The organism is Brooklawnia sp., from assembly GCF_049651565.1.
Classification (GTDB): domain Bacteria; phylum Actinomycetota; class Actinomycetes; order Propionibacteriales; family Propionibacteriaceae; genus Brooklawnia.
On record NZ_JBASCI010000221.1, the window covers coordinates 1 to 15961 of the forward strand.

Sequence of the window (15961 nt, forward strand, 5' to 3'; positions counted from 1 at the left end):
CGGTAGTCCAGGCCGTCGACGTCGCCGGGCACCGGCTCCACCACCACCGGCCACTCGATGCGGGCGAGCCGGCGCAACTGCTCGGCAACCACCTGGGCCTTCAGCTCGCGCTGCCGCGGCAGCGCCACGTGCTGGAAGTCGCAACCGCCACAGCGTCCGGCGATCGGGCACGGCGGCACCACCCGGTCGGGCGACGCGTCCAGCACCCGCGCCACCTCACCCCACCAGAACCGCGGCTTGGAGGCATCGGTGACGCGCAGCATGACCCGCTCCCCCGGGATCCCGTGCCGGACGAAGACCACCCGGCCGTCGACCCGGGCCACGCAATGCCCGCCGTGCGCGATCGGTCCCAGCTCAACCGGCCCGAGAACCTCACGGCTGGCGACGGGCGATTCGTTGGGCATCGGCGTCCTTCATCTGCTCTTCGGCCGTCGCCTGCTGGAGCGCTCGCGACTGCCCGGAGCCCAACTGGTAGGGCACCGACGTCACCATAACCCCCGGCATGAAGTGCAGCCGGGTGCGGATCAGCAGCGCGGTCTGGTTGTGCAGCAGCGACTCCCACCAGTGCCCCACCACGTACTCGGGGATGTAGATGCAGACCACGTCGCGCGGATTGTCGGTACGGACCTGCTTGACGTAGTCGATGAAGGGTTGGGTGATCTGCCGGTACGGCGAGTCGATCACCCGCAGCCGGATCGGCAAGTCCTCGGCCTCCCAGTCGGCGACCAGCCGGGCGGTCTCGTCGGCGTCCACCGCCACCGTGACCGCCTCGATGACGCCCGGCATGGTGGCGCGGGCGAACTGCACCGCCTTGACGGTGGGCTTGTTCACCGCGTTGACCAGGATGATCGCCCGCACCCGGCTGGGCAGCGCGCGGTCGGACGGGTCGTCCAGCGCGGTCTCACGGGCCACCTGGTCATAGTGCCCGTGGATCAGCTTCATCAGCACGAAGATCGTGACCATGGCCAGGATCGCCATCCAAGCGCCATGGATGAACTTGCTGAGCAGCACCACCACCAGCACGGTGCCGGTGGCTACCAGCCCAACCGAGTTGACCAGCCGCGATCGGATCATTGCCGCCCGGACGGCGGGGTCGTCCTCGGTGCGCAGGTGACGCGTCCAGTGCCTGACCATGCCGGTCTGGCTGAGGGTGAACGAGATGAACACCCCGACCACGTACATCTGGATCAGCATCGTCACCGAGGCGTCGAAGATCAGCACCAGCGCGACCGCCCCACCGGCCAGCATCAGGATGCCGTTGCTGAACGCCAGCCGATCGCCCCGGCTGTGCAACTGGTGCGGCAGCCAGCCGTCCCTGGCCAGGATCGACCCCAGCGTCGGGAACCCGTTGAAGGCGGTGTTGGCGGCCAGGAACAGGATGATCACGGTGACGGTGATCAGGAAGTAGAAGCCGGGCCGGAACGAGTCGTAGAAGACCACCTGGGCCAGCTGGCCCATCACGGTGGTGGCCTCTTCGTGGATCTGCTCACCGGTGGGTGTGACGAAGTAGACCCCGTCGCGGATGTCCAGCATCTTCACCCCGGTCAGGCGCGCCATCGACACGATGCCGAGCAGCATCGACACCGCGATGGTGCCGAGCAGCAGCAGGGTGGTCGCCGCGTTCGCCGACTTGGGCTTGCGGAAGTTCGGCACCCCGTTGCTGATCGCCTCCACCCCGGTCAGCGCCGCACAGCCGGACGAGAAGGTGCGAGCCAGCAGCATCACCATCACCAACCCGACGAACGGGTCGTAGGACGGCGGTCCGACCACGGTGTAGTCGGCGGTCTCGGCCCGCAGCTCGCGGCCCAGCACGAAGATCTGGGTGAACCCCCACAGCACCATCGCACCGACCGAGATCATGAAGGCATACGTGGGGACCGCGAAGAAGCTGCCCGATTCGCGCACTCCACGCAGGTTCATCGCCATGATCGCGACGATGACGATCGCGGCCCAGGTGCCCTCGTGGCCGGCCAGGAACGGGAACATCGACTTGGCGTTCTGAATGCCGGAACTCACCGACACCGCCACGGTCAGCACGTAGTCGACAAGCAGCGCGCTGGCGACGGTGAGGCCGGCGTTCGGGCCGAGGTTGACCGTCGCCACCTCGTAGTCGCCACCGCCCGACGGGTAGGCGTGCACCACCTGACGGTAGGACGCCACCACGATCAGCATCACGGCAGCCACCGCCATGGCCACCGGCAGTGAGTACGCGAATCCCGCCATCCCGGCCAGCGACAGGGTGATCAGGATCTCATCGGGGGCGTAGGCGACAGAGCTCAGGGCGTCCGACGCGAAGACCGGTAACGCGATGCGCTTGGGGAGCAGGGTCTCGCCCAGCCGGCGGCTGGCGAGTTTCGGTCCGACCAGGACCCGTTTGGTGGCGTCCCAAACACTCACGGCCGAGAACTGTACGCCTGCGCGGGCGCCACGCAATACCCCTGTGGCAACCAATTCTCCCGGCCTTCGCCGACTCTTTGCACCTGATCGGCACGGGTGTAGCGTGCTGCCTGCAAAACACCGGCGGAGGAGCTGGGATGGACATCGTCATCATGGGCTGCGGCCGGGTGGGCTCGACGCTGGCCCGCAGCCTGGATGCCCGGGGCCACTCGGTCTCGGTGATCGACCTGGACGTGGACGCCTTCCGCCGGCTGGGCCCCGACTTCAGCGGCCGCACCGTGCACGGCGTCGGCTTCGACAGGCAGGTGCTGCTGCGGGCGGGCATCCAGGACGCCGACGGCTTCGCGGCGGTGTCCAGCGGCGACAACTCAAACATCCTGGCTGCCCGGGTGGTGCGCGAGCAGTTCGGCATCACCAACGTGGTGGCCCGGGTCTACGACCAGGCCCGCGCCGAGGTCTACGAGCGGCTCGGCATCGCGACGGTGGCGACCGTGCGCTGGGCGGCGGCCCAGGTGATGATGAAGCTGCTGCCCACCGACGTGTCCCCGGAGTGGCTCGACCCGAGCCAGGACACCTGCCTGGTTCGGCTGCGCTACGCCGACGGCTGGGTGGGCATGCCGATCAGCCGCGTCGAGGCGGCCATCGACGCCAGGGTGCCGTTCCTGAGCCGGTTCGGACGTGGCACCTGCCCCGGCCCGCGGACTGTCCTGCAGGCTGATGACCAGATATGGGTCGCCATCAGGACCGACCGGCTGACCGAGGTCAGGACCAAGCTCGCCGCCAACCCACCCCGACACTAGGAGGCCAGCATGCGGGTCTGCATCGTGGGAGCCGGCAACGTCGGCCGGTCCATCGCGCTGGAGTTGCTGGCCAACGGCCACGAGGTCCTGCTGATCGAGCGCAACCCGCACGCCATCCGGTCCGAGACAGTGCCGGACGCCGAGTGGCTACTCGCTGATGCCTGCGAGATGGGCTCGCTGCAGGAGGCCGAACTGCAGACCTTCGACGTATCGATCGCAGCCACCGGCGACGACAAGGTCAACCTGGTGCACACCCTGCTCGCCAAGACCGAGTTCGGGGTGGGACGCACGGTGGCCCGGGTGAACCACCCGAGCAACGAGTGGCTCTTCGATGAGCAGTGGGGTGTCGACGTGGCGGTGTCGACACCGCGGATCATGTCGGCGCTGGTTGAGGAGGCGGTCACCGTCGGGGACGTCGTCCGGCTGCTGACGTTCAGGAAGGGATCGTCGTCGCTGGTCGAGCTGACGCTGCCGGACGACTCCCCGGCCGCTGGACGCCGGGTGCGCGACATCGAGATGCCGGTCGGGGCGGTGCTGGTGGCGATCGTCCGCGATGGCGTCCCCCGCAGCCCCGAACCGGACGCTGCCCTTGAGGGCGGCGATGAACTGCTGCTGGTCAGCTCCGCCGAAGCGGAGCCGGCGTTGCGCCGCATCCTGGCCGGCGACCAGCGCCCCGTCCCCGACGCGGCCGCTCGCGGCTGAGGTGCCCTGGCCTGCTCAGCCGCCCACCGCGAAGGCGAACAGCAGGCAGAGCCCCAGGATGCTGGCGACCGTGGTGATCAGGATTCGCCGGGCGTAAGTGTCCTGCATGTCCCTCCTAGGCCATCTGGTAGTTTTCGGTGTGGACGTGGCGCCCGGGCACCCCGAGCTCGTCGAGAGCCGCCTCGACGGCCTCGATCATCGGCAGCGGGCCGCAGACGAAGTACTCCCAGTCGGCGCGCTCATCGGGCAGGTAGCGGGCCATCAGCTCGGCGGTGACAAAGCCCGTCTCGCCCTGCCAGTCGTCCGGCTGGGCGTCGCTGAGGACGTGCACCACCTGCAGGTGGAGCCGCTGCTCGAGATCGGCCAACTCCTCGCGGAAGGCCACGTCGTCCCAGGTGGGATTGCCGTAGAAGAAGTAGACCGGGTGGCCATCCTGCCGGTCGGCCATCGTGCGCAACATGCTCAGCACTGGCACCGCGCCGGAGCCGCCGGCGATGAAGACGTAGCCCTCGCCGAGGTGCTGGTCGAGGTCGAAGGTGCCGAACGGGCCCTCCAGGTAGACCCGCTGGCCGGGCTGCAGGTGTTTGATCCGGCTCGTGAAGTCGCCGGCCTCCTGGATGGTGAACTCGATCCGGTCCGGCCGCTCGGCGGAGGACGCCATTGAGAACGGGTTGTCCCGCGGCCAGACCGGGTGCGTCTCGTCGGCGACCTTGAGCCAGGCGAACTGGCCGGCCATGAACGTCATGCCGGCGTGGCCCACCGGGGCCAGCTCCAGCGTCCACGCCCCACCGTGCTCGGCGCGCACCTCGACCACCTGCCAGGGACGCCTGGCCTGCCGGAGCGGACGCACGAACCGCACGTACACCAAGACCGAGAACCAGACCGCGATGCAGGCGTACCACCAGCCGCGCAGCACCGGGTTGGCGGTGTGGTGGTTGACCAGCAGCAGGTGGCCCATGGCGATCACGGCGACCGCGTAGCTGAGCACCAGGTGGATGTAGCGCCAGACGTCGTAGCGCAACCTGATGACCATCCGCCACAGCGAGGTGCCGAGCAGTGCCAGCAGCGCCAGCACGACGAAGAGCAGGGCCGGGCCGCGTGGCCAGTCCAGCGGATCCAGCCAGCTCAACCGCTCGGGCTGGTCGATGACCAGGATCAGTGGGTGGGCGAGCGCCAGGCCGCCGCCCCAGATCATCACGTTCCGGTGGAACGCATACAGGGTGTCGGTCGGGAAGACGGCGGCCAGGAAGCCCAGCCGGGCGGTCAGGATGAACTGCCAGCCCATCAGCGACATCGCGGCCAGGCCCACCGCAGCGCCCAATTCGGTTCCGAAGCTGCGGGACGGGCCGGGTGCGGCCAGTGCGATCACCAGCGGGGCGAGGGTAACCACGAAAAAGATGGCCACCCACAGTCGGGCCCGTCGGGATTCCACCACGGGAACCGTGGAGACGTCGGTCGGGCGAACTTCTTCGGATCGGGTCATCGGCACCTCCGGTTTCCACGCTACATGGCGGCGCAGCTCCGGAAAACGCCGGAGGCGGTTGAGGCTTCAATTCTTAGGTTTCATTTGAGGCGTGCTCGGGGAGTGCAGATTCCGGCGACGGCGACGGATAGTGTCCGCGGAACGCCCTCGGGGCGTGCGGGTTCCGGCGACGGCGACGGATAGTGTCCGCGGCGGGATCCTGGGTCACCCGATGGACCAACCAGCGGCGCAACGCCCCGAGCGTGCACCTTCCGGTGACGAGATGACCAATGATGAACGGCAACAGGGCGCCGCATCGGGCCAAGCCGCGGGCGGCGACGCCCGGGCGTGCAGTTCCCTGCGACGGCGACGGATAGTGTCCGCGGAACGCCCTCGGGGCGTGCAGTTTCCGGCCGTGACCCCCGATAGTGCACGCGGAGGGGGTCACCAAACACCCGTGGGGCGGGCGTGATCCACGAGTCGACCGCCCCGACCGCCGCGCTGCACGCCACACGCCCCCGGGCGCGCACTACCCGGCAGCCCCGACGGATACTGCCCGTCGAGAGGCTTCCTGGGGCACCCCGGGACCAGCCCGCCGATTCAGGCGGCGACAAGCGCAACGAGTCAGTCGGCCACGATCTCGTAGCCGGGATTGAACACCGCCGGGTTGCCCTCGTGAAGCGAGATCCGCCCGTGGACGCGTAACTTCACCCCCGGCAGGATGCCGGGGATCACCCGCCGTCCCATCCAGATCAGCTTCAGCGTGCCGGTGCCGTCGTTGAGGTCGGCCTCCAGCCAGGCGCTGCCGCTGCGCGGGTTCAGCGTCAGCATCGCGACGGTGCCCTGCGCGGTGCCCACCTGGTGTTGACTCAATTGGGCGATCGGGGTGGCGCCGGAGGCGATCGCGTCCCGGGCGAGTTCGTCGGCCACCAACTCCTGGTGGGACGACAACAGCCGCCGCAGCCGTTGCGGCAGTCGCAGCCGCAGCACGTCCTATCCCTTGGCCTGTTCCGGGGCGGTATCGCCACCGGGCGCCGACTTGACCATCGAGGCGGGCAGCGTCATCGGGATCAGGTCGCCGGGCACCCGCGGTTGCTGGTCGCGGCGCACCACGGTGTTGCTGAAGAACTCGTACAGCAGCTCCGACACCCCGTCGATACCCGACGCCTGGCCGGCCTCACCCATCAGCACCCCACGCAGCAGCCAGCGCGGCCCCTGGGCGAACCAGGTTCGGGAGACGTGGAAGACCCGGTTGCCCTTGGGGTCCTTCATCGGGATGATGCGCCGGACCTCGGTGCCGAACGGCCCTTCGACCAGACTGACCTTGCCGCCGGCCTTCTCGGTCGCGGCCACCATCTCGGCCCGGATGTCGGCCACCATGGAGGTCTGGGCCGGCGCCGCGAACAGGGCGATCTCGATCGCGGACGGCCCCGCCATCACCAATGCAGCCTGCACCTTCTTGGTGCGCTGGTCGACCTGCAACTGCATCTGCATGCCATCGAAAGGTGTCAGCACCACGCATCCGAAGTCGAGGCGCTCGACGTCATCGGCCTCCAGGTCGACCTCGCTGATGTCAAACGGGCCGTCCTGACGCCAGTCGCGGCTGGCGTCCAGCCGCTCCCACTCGTCGCGGTCATCCTGCTCCTCCTCGGCGTCCGCGTCGGCAGGTTCGGTCGCCAGCTCCTGCTCGACGACTTCGTCGTCCAGCTGGTCAGCATCGCGCTCTTCACGCTTGAATCGGCCAAAGATCACGGCTGGTCCCCCTCTTCGATCGGATCCAGCCTAACCCCCGGCTGCTGGGCCGGCGTGTCCGCGGCCCACGCCCGGATGCCGCCGGTCGATCCGTGGCCGCCGTCGCCGCGGGCGCTGGTCGGCAGCTCCGCAACCGGCTCAAACCGGACGCGCACGACCGGCTGCACCACGAGTTGGGCGATCAGGTCACCGCGCCGCAACACGATCGGGGTGTGCCGGTCGGTGTTCAGCAGGCAGACCATGATCTGGCCGCGGTAGCCGGCGTCCACGGTGCCGGGCGCGTTGACGATGGTCAGACCGCTGCGCGCGGCCAGCCCGGACCGGGGATGCACGAACCCGCCATAGCCCTCGGGCAGCGCGATCGCCACCCCGGTCGGCACCAGGACCCGTTCTCCCGGCTCGATCACCACATCGACTGCGGTGGCGAGGTCGGCCCCGGCGTCCCCGGGGTGTGCGTAGCTCGGAATCGGCAGGCCCTCGTCCAGCAGCCGCAGCGCGACCACCGGACCACCGTCGGGATGGTGCTGGCTCATTGGTGCAAGGGTAGCGGTTCGTCGTGCCCGCGACACCGGGGAGACGTGCCCCCTAGGATTGCTGCCGTGAGCAACGAGAAGCATGATCGGGCCTCGAGCCTGGAGTTCAAGATAATGGCCGGCGCGTTGGCCGCCATTTCCACCTTCGCGGTGCAGAAGCTGATCCGCGGTAGTTGGAAGTCGATCACCGGGCAGGAGCCGCCCGATCCGGATGACCCGGACGCTTCGACCGTCGCAGCGGTGGCCTGGGTCGCCGCCAGCGCGGTTGGCGTGGCCGTGGTGCAGGTGCTGGCGCGCCGGGTGGCCGCGAATCGCTACGCCACGCTGGGCCGCACCGACTCCTCCGATGAGGGTCAGCGGCTGGTCAGGAGCAGTTCGAAGAAGGCCCGCAAGAGCTGACCGGACGCCGCCGCGTCTGCTGCGTTTGTCGCGATCGGGTGTCCTGATCGAACCTGCCCCGGGACGTGGCCGGCTGGCCAGCTCAGCCTGGCGTTGCAGCTGCGGTCGGCGCCGCCACGACAGCTGGCCTGCTCAGCAGCTTGCGGACGCCCTTGCGGGCCAGCAGCAGCGCGAAGATCAGCCCGGTCACGGCCCAGAACCCACCCAGCCGGACCTGGTCGGCGAACAGCAGCGCCACCGATTCGAGCACCACGAACTTGCTGCCGATCAGGACCGCCCAAAGCAGCAGCACGCCCAGTGTCTTGCCGGCCACGCCGGTGGACGTCTTCAACCGACGCTTCGCGCGATCCTTCAGCAGCACCACCAGTTCGAGGACGACCTTGAGGAGGATTGCGGTGAGCAGCGAGAGGGTGAAAGTCTCGGTGATCACGGCCGGCAGGTACTCCGCCGCCAGATTCAGCACCACGACGTAGACGAAGACGTCGACCACGTCGGCGGGGTTCAGTAGGGGTTGGCGCATTTCGGCTGAGACGGTTGTCATCATTGCCCTCGGGACCTCGTGGTCGTCCGGAGATCTCCCGCAACGACCTGCGCCGAAACTACTGCCGATGAGGGCTGCTGTCATCAGGCTGCGGATGCTAACGACGCTGTAAAGACAAAGGGTCCCCGCCACCGGCGGAGACCCTTGCTGTCGGGACGCTCACTGCGCGCCACCTGCGGTAGGGGCAGTGGGCCGTGCTACGTCCGATCAGACGCAGTCGACACAGTAGTCGAGACCGTTGCGGCTCTCGGCCAGCTGGCTCCGGTGCTTGACCAGGAAGCAGGAGGCACAGGTGAACTCGTCGGCCTGCTTCGGCAGGACGCGGACAGTCAGTTCTTCGTGGGACAGGTCTGCACCTGGCAGTTCGAAGGCCTCGGCGGCCTCCACCTCGTCCTCGTCAACCTGCCCGGAGGTCTTGTCATTGCGACGACTCTTGAGCTCCTCGAGGGAATCCTCGCTCATCTCCTCGTCAGACTTGCGAGGAGCGTCGTAGTCAGTTGCCATCGTGACCTTTCAAGCTTGGCATGGGGTGCGACCCGGTGTTTCGAGTCGAACAACGAACGCTGTTGTACCACACATCTCCAAATAGCACGTCCCCTGGGGCAACTCTCTGCCAAGATGCGGAAACGGCGCGCCAGCCACCCGACCTTCGACACCGGGGGTAGGTTACTCGTCAAGGCTTTCGGCAGCGATGGCGCCGGAATCTGCACCCAACTCGAGCAGCAGGAGACCGCTAGATGGAAAGCGCACTGACTCCGCGCGAGATTCAGGCACGGATTCGTGGTGGCGAGTCACTGGCCGAAGTCGCGGAGGCTGCCGGCGTGCCCGTTGAGCAGATCGACGTCTACGCCGGCCCGGTGCTGGCCGAGCGGGAGCACGCCGCATCCTTGGCCCGGGAGTCGCAGGTTCGGCGGCGCGGTGAGTCGAGTTCACCCCGGTTGCTCGGTGAGGTCGTCACCGAGGCGCTGGAGCGGGTGGGCGTCGAGGTGGAACAGATCAAGTGGGACGCCTGGCGAGACGAGAACCGGCGCTGGACGGTGTCGGTGACCTGGCCGACCGAGGGCGCCGACCAGCGGGGGTTGTTCGACTTCGACATGCGAGGCCGGGCGTCGACCGCGGCGAACGACGCCGCCCGAGATCTGATCAGTGAGGCCACACCGGTGGCCGAGAGCCCCACCGACCCTGATTCCGAGCCCACCATCGACCTCAACGACGAGCTGGCCATCGTCCGGGCGGTGCAGGCCGACACCGAACCGCCGGCGGTGGTGCCAGACCAGCCATCCGCCCGAATCATCCGGCTTCCCGGCGAGCACACCGGCGAGCGCGAACCCGACGACTACTCCCCTGCCGAGCTGGAACAGTTTGACGGGGTGTACGACATCATCCCCAACCCGCGCGGCGACATGGACGTGCTGTATGACATGCTCGCCGGGTTCAACGAGGACTCGGTGCGCATCTACGCCGGCCTCACCCAGCCCGTCCACGCCCCCAGCGAGGCCGAGCAGCCCGAGGCTGACCAGTCCGAGCCCGAGCAGCCCCGCCCGGAGCACCCAGAACCACAAACCACTGGCCAACCGGAGCCGACAGCCAGCCCCGAGCCAGAACCGGCCCCGAAGCCGCGGCCCAGGCCGCAGACCAGGACGCAGTCGACGGCCCGGTCAACCCAACGGCCGAAGGTGCAGCAGCGACAGAAGTCGGCCCCGGCGGCCAGGCCGGTGCAGCAGCAACCGCAAGCCGAACCCGGCCAGCCGCAGCCCGAACCCACCCCGGAGGCCCATCAACCGGCACAGCAGGCCACGCCCAGACCGAGGCCTGCGTCGCCGGCCGGGACGCGTCCGGCTACCGCACCACCGGCGCAGCAGCCCGCCACGCCGCCGAGTGAAGCCGAGGCGTCAGAGCAGGACACCCTGCTGGGCGATCCTGCACCCAAGCCCGCACCGCGACCGGCCAAGCGCCGCAAGCGCGCCTCGGTGCCAACCTGGGACGAGATCATGTTCGGCGGCCCGCAGCCACCCGAGCAGCAGTAACCCGCCCCCGACCGGGCGGTGCGCTCAGTCGAAGCTGTCGACCAGCAGCGGAACGCACATCTCCTCCGCGGTCAGCGAACCGTGCTGGCCGACCAGGGTGAACTCGCCCGGCTTGCTGAGCGTCATCAACGCCCAGGTACCCTGCAGCGCCACCACGACATCGCCGATCCGCGGCGCCATCCGGTCGGCCACCTCGCCGAACCAGCCGTCCTCGATCGCTTCTTCGCGCAGCCGGACGACCGCCCGCTCTCCGAGTCGCCGCCGCCAGCGGGCGGCCACCTCGTCCGGCCGCTCGGTGTAGAGCTGCCGGAAGCGTCCCTCACCGCCGATCAGGTCCAGCCCACTGGCCAGCCCGGGGGTGTCCTCGATGACCAGTTGGTGCTCGCTCGGCACGTCCACCATGCCGTGGTCACCGGTTATGAGCAGGACGGTGGCGGGATCGAGGGCGTTGCGCAGCTGCTCAAGCCAGGCGTCGGTGCCGTCCAGCACCGCCCGCCAGTCCTCCGAGCCGCAGCCCTTTCCGTGGCCGGTGTGGTCGAGGCGACGCTCATAGGCGTAGACCAGCGACCGCTGCCCCGCCCGGGACGCCGCCACCACCCGGTTGACCCGGGCGTCGTCGTCCAACTCGTCGTCCAGCCGGACGAAGGTGGGGCCGCGCAGTGCGGCGCCGGTCAGGCCGCTGCCCTCGAAGTCGGCCAGCGACACCGTGCTGACAGTGATCCCGGCCTCCGACATCCGCTGCAGCCAGGTGGGCTGCGGCTGGAAGGTCAGGGGATCGAGCCGGTCGTCCCAGGTGAGGGCGTTGATGACCTCACCCAGCGCCCGGAACGAGTAGCCGACGATGCCGTGCTGCCCGGGGACGCAGCCGGTGCCGAGCGTGGTCAGCGACGTGGCGGTGGTCGACGGCACCGCAGTGGTCAGGACGAGGGCGTCGTCGAGCAGGCCCGACAGGTAAGGTGCCCGTGCCCGGTCGCGGCTGAGCAACTGGTGACCCAGGCCGTCCACCATCACCAGCACGTACCTGCTGGCCGGGGGCAGCCCCAGCACGTCCTGCGCACCCAGCTCGGGGGAAAGGTGCGCGGCGACTGCGGGCAGAACTTCAGCCAGGGTGCGCCGGCCGTACTCGGGCGGGATCAGGCGGGCCACTTCAACGCACTCGTCGCTGCAGGGCGGTGCCGAACGCCACCAACCTGCCAACCTGCTCGGGGCCGTCGGCGGCGGGACTCATCCTGATCACCATGTCCTCGGCCATCACCGAACCGGTGTAGCCGTGGTCGGCCTCACAGTTGGGGTCGCCGCAGGTGGCCGGCTCCAAATCGATCTTGCGCATCGTGTTCCAGCTCAGCGTCAACCAGGTCTCGACGACCTCGGCGGACTTGGTGCCGAACCGCTCGGGGTTGGCCACCACGCGACTGAGCGCCACCGCGCCCAGCAACTGCAGCGGAACCGACTCCGTTGAGCTGACCGCGGCGGCGCCCTGCGGGTCATCGGTGTGGTCATCGGTGTGGCTGACCACCAGCCGGGTGGGCGTCAGCACCAGAACCGACATGTGGCGGGCAATCCCCTCGTGGGAGAAGGTGGCCTCGTGCTGCACCAGGTGGGCCTCCACCGCCTCGTCGCCGACCGCCAACGCCACCGAATCGGTCACCAGTTGGGGGAAGAAGCCGCAGTCGTTGATCTCGTCGACCAAGTCGGACGGCAGCAGGACCCGGTTCACCTTTGGTTCTTGCCTCACCCGACCATCCTGCCACCTGCGTCGGCCGATCAACACTCATCGCTAGGCTGGCGCAATGAAGTCTCGGCAGTTCGTCGGTGTGCGCATCGATGACTTCGTCACCCGGCACGTGGTACGGGCGCTGCGCCGAAGGGGATGGCGGGAGGCCATCGTCCCGTTCACCGGATACGGCACCGACGAGCACGTCCGCGTCCTTGGCAGGTTGACCCTGCGGCCGTCCAAACCCAAGACCTACCTGGGCATGTACACCGAGACCTTCCTGCAGCGGCGCGGCTGGCGCAACTTCGTCACCGCGCCGGTGCCGAGGCGTCCGGTGACGGTGAAGGTGGGCGACGACGAGCTGGAGCTGGTCACCGACGCCGGTGGCTACATCGACGTGAACGTGCGCACCAGCGCCAGCATGCATGGTCTGAAGTACGTCACCATCAGCACCGACGAGGCCCCGCCGACCCGGGCCCCGGTCCGGGTGGTCGACTCCGCGCAGGAGTTCGGTCTGATCAGCGATATCGACGACACCATCTTGTCGACCTGGATCCCCCGGCTCTTCCTGGCCGTCTGGAACTCGTTCTTCCTCACCGAGGGCAACCGGCTGGCGGTGCCCGGCATGGCCCGGCTGTACCAGCGGCTGCTGGCCGAACACCCGGGCGCCCCGATCATCTACGTGTCCACCGGGTCGTGGAACACCCTGCCCTTCCTCAACCGCTTCATGAAGCGGCACGGCTTCCCGCGGGGGCCGATGCTGCTGACCGACTTCGGACCCACCCAGACCCGCTGGTTCCGCAGCGGCCGCGAGCACAAGAGCCGGGCCTTGGCGGAGCTGGCCCGCGACTTCCCGAACATCAAGTGGCTGCTGATCGGCGACGACGGCCAGCACGATCCCGCGATCTACCGAGAATTCGCCGAGCTGCGGCCGGGGCACGTGCGGGCAATCGCCATCCGGCAGTTGTCGGCGACCGAGCAGATGCTCGCGCACGGCACTGTTGCGGTGCTGAAGGACAGCGCCGAACTGCGCTGGGAGCCGCCGGTCGTCCCCGAGGTCACCGGGGCCGACGGCGACGAGCTGGCCGCCGAACTGAAGCGGGTGCTCCGCTCCCGACCCGGTGACCGCAGCGGCTGACCTGCCCGCACAGTGCCGCGGCGGTGCGGTGTCGGTGCCAGCCGCTACAGTTCAGCTGATCAGCTTTCCACGCGCGAGAAGCGAACCGCCCGGGCTGCCCGGAGCCCATGATCAGGAGAACTGCGCCTTATGGCAAACAGGACCACCACGCAGGTCGAGGAGTTCGACGAACGCATCATCGACGTCGACGTCTCATCGGAGATGGAGACCAGCTTCCTCGAATACGCCTACTCGGTGATCTACTCCCGGGCGCTACCGGACGCCCGCGACGGCCTCAAGCCGGTGCAGCGGCGCATCCTCTACACCATGCACGACATGGGATTGCGGCCGGACAGGCCGCACGTCAAGTGCGCCCGGGTGGTCGGCCAGGTGATGGGCCAGCTGCACCCGCACGGCGACACCGCCATCTACGACGCGCTGGTGCGGCTCGGTCAGGACTGGTCGATGCGGCTGCCCACCATCGACGGCCACGGCAACTTCGGTTCACTGGACGCCGGCCCGGCCGCCTACCGCTACACCGAGTGCCGGCTGGCCCCGGCCGCGCTGGCCATGGTCGACGGGCTCGATGAGGATACCGTCGACTTCAAACCCAACTACGACGGCAAGGAACTGGAGCCGTCGGTGCTGCCGGCCGCCTTCCCGAACCTGCTGGTCAACGGCGCCACCGGGATCGCGGTCGGGATGGCGACCAACATCGCCCCGCACAATCTGGTCGAGGTCACCGGCGCGCTCAAGCGCCTGCTCGCCAACCCCGACGCCGACCTGGACTCGCTGATGCGGTTCGTGCCCGGCCCCGACTTCCCCACCGGCGGCACCATCATCGGCCTGGACGGTGTCAAGGCCGCCTACGCGTCCGGCCGAGGCACCTTCAAGCTGCGCGCCACCGCCCGCATCGAACAGGTCAGCCCGCGCCGCCGCGGCATCGTGGTGACCGAACTGCCCTACGGGGTCGGCCCGGAGCGGATCATCGAGCAGATCAAGGACCTGGTCGGGCGCAAGAAGATCACCGGGATCGCCGACGTCAAGGACCTCACCGACCTGACCCACGGCACCCGGCTGGTGATCGAGGCGAAGAACGGCATCAACCCCGAGGTGCTGCTCGAGCAGCTGTACAGGCTGACCAAACTTGAGGACACCTTCGCGATCAACGCGGTAGCCCTGGTCGACGGTCAGCCCCGCACCCTCAGCCTCACCGAGATGCTGCAGGTTTACCTCGACCACCGGATCGACGTCACCACCCGCCGCACCCGGTTCCAGTTGAAGCGGGCGACCGACCGGCTGCACCTGGTCGATGGCCTGCTGCTGGCTCTGCTCGACATCGACGACGTGATCGCCATCATCCGCAGTTCCGACGACGTCGCCCAGGCCCGCGCCCGGCTGATGGAGGCCTTCGAGCTGTCCGAGCTCCAGGCCAACTACATCCTCGACCTGCAACTGCGACGGCTGACCCGGCTGAGCCGGATCGAGCTGGAATCCGAACGTGATGAATTGAAGTCCCGGATCGAGCGGCTCAACGAGATCCTGGACAACCCCGAGGTGCTGCACAAGGTGGTCAGCGACGAACTGGATGAGGTCGTCAAGCGCTACGGCACCCCCCGCCGCACGGTGCTGCTCGCCGACTCCGGCGTGGTGTCGACCACTACCGCGCCGCTGGAGATCCCGGACGCCCCCTGCCTGGTGATGCTCAGCTCGGCCGGGCTGGTGGCGCGGCTGGACGGCGTCGGCGAACCGTCACCGGTCATTCAGGGCCCCCGGTCGCGGCACGACGCGATCATCGATGCCATCCACACCACCGCGCATGCCGAGTACGGCGTCCTCACCTCTGCCGGCCGCCTGATCAGGATGAAGGCGATCGAGCTGCCCTCGGTGCCGCCCACCGCGACCTCACCCAACCTGCAGGGCGGCTCCAGAATCGGCGAACTGGTCAGTCTGGGCAAGGACGAACGCGTCCTCGGACTCACCTCGTTCGTGGAGGACTCCCCAGGGCTGGCGGTCGGCACCCGCAACGGGGTGGTCAAGCGGGTCACCCCGCAGAACCTGACCAGCAGGGACTCCTGGGAGTACATCACGTTGGGCGAAGGTGACGAGGTGGTGGCTGCCTTCGAACTGAACAGCGAGGACGACCACCTGGTCTTCATCAGCTCCGACGCGCAACTGCTGCACTTCGGCGCCTCGGCGGTGCGGCCGCAGGGCCGCGGCGGATCGGGGATCGCCGGCATCAAGCTGGCCAGGGACGCCCACGTGGTCTTCTTCGGCGCCACCCCGACCACCGGTGCCGTGGTGGTGACCGTCTCGGGCAGCTCGGCCTCGCTGCCGGGCACCGAGTCGGGCAGTGTGAAGGTCACCGACTTCGGCGAGTACCCCGCCAAGGGACGCGCCACCGGTGGGGTGCGCTGCCACCGTTTCCTCAAGGGTGAGGACACGCTGTTGCTCGGCTGGGCGGGCCCCGGCCCGGCGATCGCCGCGGCCGCCTCGGGTTCACCGATCGACCTGCCG

General features: G+C 68.8%; 16 protein-coding genes. 6 read left to right on the plus strand and 10 right to left on the minus strand.

Annotation, left to right across the window (positions count from 1 at the left end; translation table 11 throughout):
* The coding region (locus WBL05_RS10455) for a TRAM domain-containing protein (RefSeq protein WP_424225751.1) at nucleotides 1–404 on the minus strand (404 nt) is incomplete at its 3' end.
* Nucleotides 373–2397, minus strand: coding sequence for an APC family permease (locus WBL05_RS10460; RefSeq protein ID WP_424225753.1), 2025 nt, complete (start codon nucleotides 2395–2397; stop codon nucleotides 373–375). The genes WBL05_RS10455 and WBL05_RS10460, both read right to left, overlap by 32 nt.
* A gap of 137 nt (nucleotides 2398–2534) precedes the next feature.
* On the opposite strand from WBL05_RS10460, the gene WBL05_RS10465 reads away from it, so the two are divergent.
* Both WBL05_RS10465 and WBL05_RS10470 read left to right on the plus strand, forming a co-directional pair.
* A complete protein-coding gene (locus WBL05_RS10465) occupies nucleotides 2535–3197 on the plus strand; it encodes a potassium channel family protein (RefSeq protein ID WP_424225754.1) in 663 nt (220 codons plus the stop codon).
* A 9-nt stretch (nucleotides 3198–3206) separates the two neighbouring features.
* On the plus strand, nucleotides 3207–3899 hold the full coding sequence (locus WBL05_RS10470) for a potassium channel family protein (RefSeq protein WP_424225756.1): 693 nt from the start codon (nucleotides 3207–3209) through the stop codon (nucleotides 3897–3899).
* 115 nt (nucleotides 3900–4014) lie between these two features.
* Here WBL05_RS10470 and WBL05_RS10475 read toward each other — a convergent pair whose 3' ends face one another.
* From WBL05_RS10475 to dut, 4 genes are all read right to left on the minus strand, one after another.
* Entirely contained in the window at nucleotides 4015–5382 is a 1368-nt protein-coding gene (locus WBL05_RS10475) for a ferredoxin reductase family protein (RefSeq protein ID WP_424225758.1), read from the minus strand.
* A 603-nt stretch (nucleotides 5383–5985) separates the two neighbouring features.
* The gene (locus WBL05_RS10480) at nucleotides 5986–6351 is read right to left on the minus strand and encodes an OB-fold nucleic acid binding domain-containing protein (protein WP_424225760.1); all 366 of its coding nucleotides are present in this window, start codon (nucleotides 6349–6351) and stop codon (nucleotides 5986–5988) included.
* A 3-nt stretch (nucleotides 6352–6354) separates the two neighbouring features.
* Nucleotides 6355–7110, minus strand: a complete 756-nt coding sequence (locus WBL05_RS10485) for a DUF3710 domain-containing protein (RefSeq protein ID WP_424225777.1) — start codon at nucleotides 7108–7110, stop codon at nucleotides 6355–6357.
* The gene (gene dut, locus WBL05_RS10490; protein WP_424225761.1) at nucleotides 7110–7646 is read right to left on the minus strand and encodes a dUTP diphosphatase; all 537 of its coding nucleotides are present in this window, start codon (nucleotides 7644–7646) and stop codon (nucleotides 7110–7112) included. Before dut ends, WBL05_RS10485 begins: the two co-directional genes overlap by 1 nt.
* A gap of 66 nt (nucleotides 7647–7712) precedes the next feature.
* On the opposite strand from dut, the gene WBL05_RS10495 reads away from it, so the two are divergent.
* Nucleotides 7713–8045, plus strand: a complete 333-nt coding sequence (locus WBL05_RS10495; protein ID WP_424225763.1) for a DUF4235 domain-containing protein — start codon at nucleotides 7713–7715, stop codon at nucleotides 8043–8045.
* An 82-nt stretch (nucleotides 8046–8127) separates the two neighbouring features.
* On the opposite strand, the gene WBL05_RS10500 is transcribed toward WBL05_RS10495, so the two are convergent.
* Nucleotides 8128–8565 (minus strand): hypothetical protein, encoded by a 438-nt coding sequence (locus WBL05_RS10500; protein ID WP_424225764.1) that lies wholly within the window; start codon nucleotides 8563–8565, stop codon nucleotides 8128–8130.
* Between the two features lie 228 nt (nucleotides 8566–8793).
* Complete coding sequence (locus WBL05_RS10505; RefSeq protein WP_424225766.1) at nucleotides 8794–9090, minus strand: DUF4193 domain-containing protein; 297 nt, start codon at nucleotides 9088–9090, stop codon at nucleotides 8794–8796.
* A gap of 233 nt (nucleotides 9091–9323) precedes the next feature.
* Here WBL05_RS10505 and sepH point away from each other — a divergent pair, with 233 nt between their 5' ends.
* Nucleotides 9324–10613, plus strand: a complete 1290-nt coding sequence (sepH, locus tag WBL05_RS10510; RefSeq protein WP_424225768.1) for a septation protein SepH — start codon at nucleotides 9324–9326, stop codon at nucleotides 10611–10613.
* A gap of 24 nt (nucleotides 10614–10637) precedes the next feature.
* Here the strand turns inward: sepH and WBL05_RS10515 are convergent, their stop codons facing one another.
* Together WBL05_RS10515 and WBL05_RS10520 are read right to left on the minus strand one after the other, a co-directional pair.
* Nucleotides 10638–11759 carry an alkaline phosphatase family protein gene (locus WBL05_RS10515; protein ID WP_424225769.1) on the minus strand — a complete coding sequence of 374 codons (1122 nt, stop codon included), beginning with the start codon at nucleotides 11757–11759 and terminating at the stop codon, nucleotides 10638–10640.
* A gap of 1 nt (nucleotide 11760) precedes the next feature.
* Nucleotides 11761–12348 carry a DUF5998 family protein gene (locus WBL05_RS10520; RefSeq protein ID WP_424225771.1) on the minus strand — a complete coding sequence of 196 codons (588 nt, stop codon included), beginning with the start codon at nucleotides 12346–12348 and terminating at the stop codon, nucleotides 11761–11763.
* Between the two features lie 55 nt (nucleotides 12349–12403).
* Between WBL05_RS10520 and WBL05_RS10525 the strand changes: the two genes are divergently transcribed.
* Together WBL05_RS10525 and WBL05_RS10530 are read left to right on the plus strand one after the other, a co-directional pair.
* Nucleotides 12404–13465: an App1 family protein gene (locus WBL05_RS10525; RefSeq protein ID WP_424225773.1), complete on the plus strand. Its 1062-nt coding sequence runs from the start codon at nucleotides 12404–12406 to the stop codon at nucleotides 13463–13465.
* 129 nt (nucleotides 13466–13594) lie between these two features.
* The coding region (locus WBL05_RS10530) for a DNA gyrase/topoisomerase IV subunit A (RefSeq protein WP_424225775.1) at nucleotides 13595–15961 on the plus strand (2367 nt) is incomplete at its 3' end.

Coding starts and splice junctions, on each gene's coding strand:
- dut (WP_424225761.1), bottom strand. CDS start 7,646: ATGAGCCAGCACCATCCCGACGGTGGTCCGGTGGTCGCGCTGCGGCTG.
- WBL05_RS10465 (WP_424225754.1), top strand. CDS start 2,535: ATGGACATCGTCATCATGGGCTGCGGCCGGGTGGGCTCGACGCTGGCC.
- WBL05_RS10475 (WP_424225758.1), bottom strand. CDS start 5,382: ATGACCCGATCCGAAGAAGTTCGCCCGACCGACGTCTCCACGGTTCCC.
- WBL05_RS10500 (WP_424225764.1), bottom strand. CDS start 8,565: ATGCGCCAACCCCTACTGAACCCCGCCGACGTGGTCGACGTCTTCGTC.
- WBL05_RS10470 (WP_424225756.1), top strand. CDS start 3,207: ATGCGGGTCTGCATCGTGGGAGCCGGCAACGTCGGCCGGTCCATCGCG.
- WBL05_RS10525 (WP_424225773.1), top strand. CDS start 12,404: ATGAAGTCTCGGCAGTTCGTCGGTGTGCGCATCGATGACTTCGTCACC.
- sepH (WP_424225768.1), top strand. CDS start 9,324: ATGGAAAGCGCACTGACTCCGCGCGAGATTCAGGCACGGATTCGTGGT.
- WBL05_RS10505 (WP_424225766.1), bottom strand. CDS start 9,090: ATGGCAACTGACTACGACGCTCCTCGCAAGTCTGACGAGGAGATGAGC.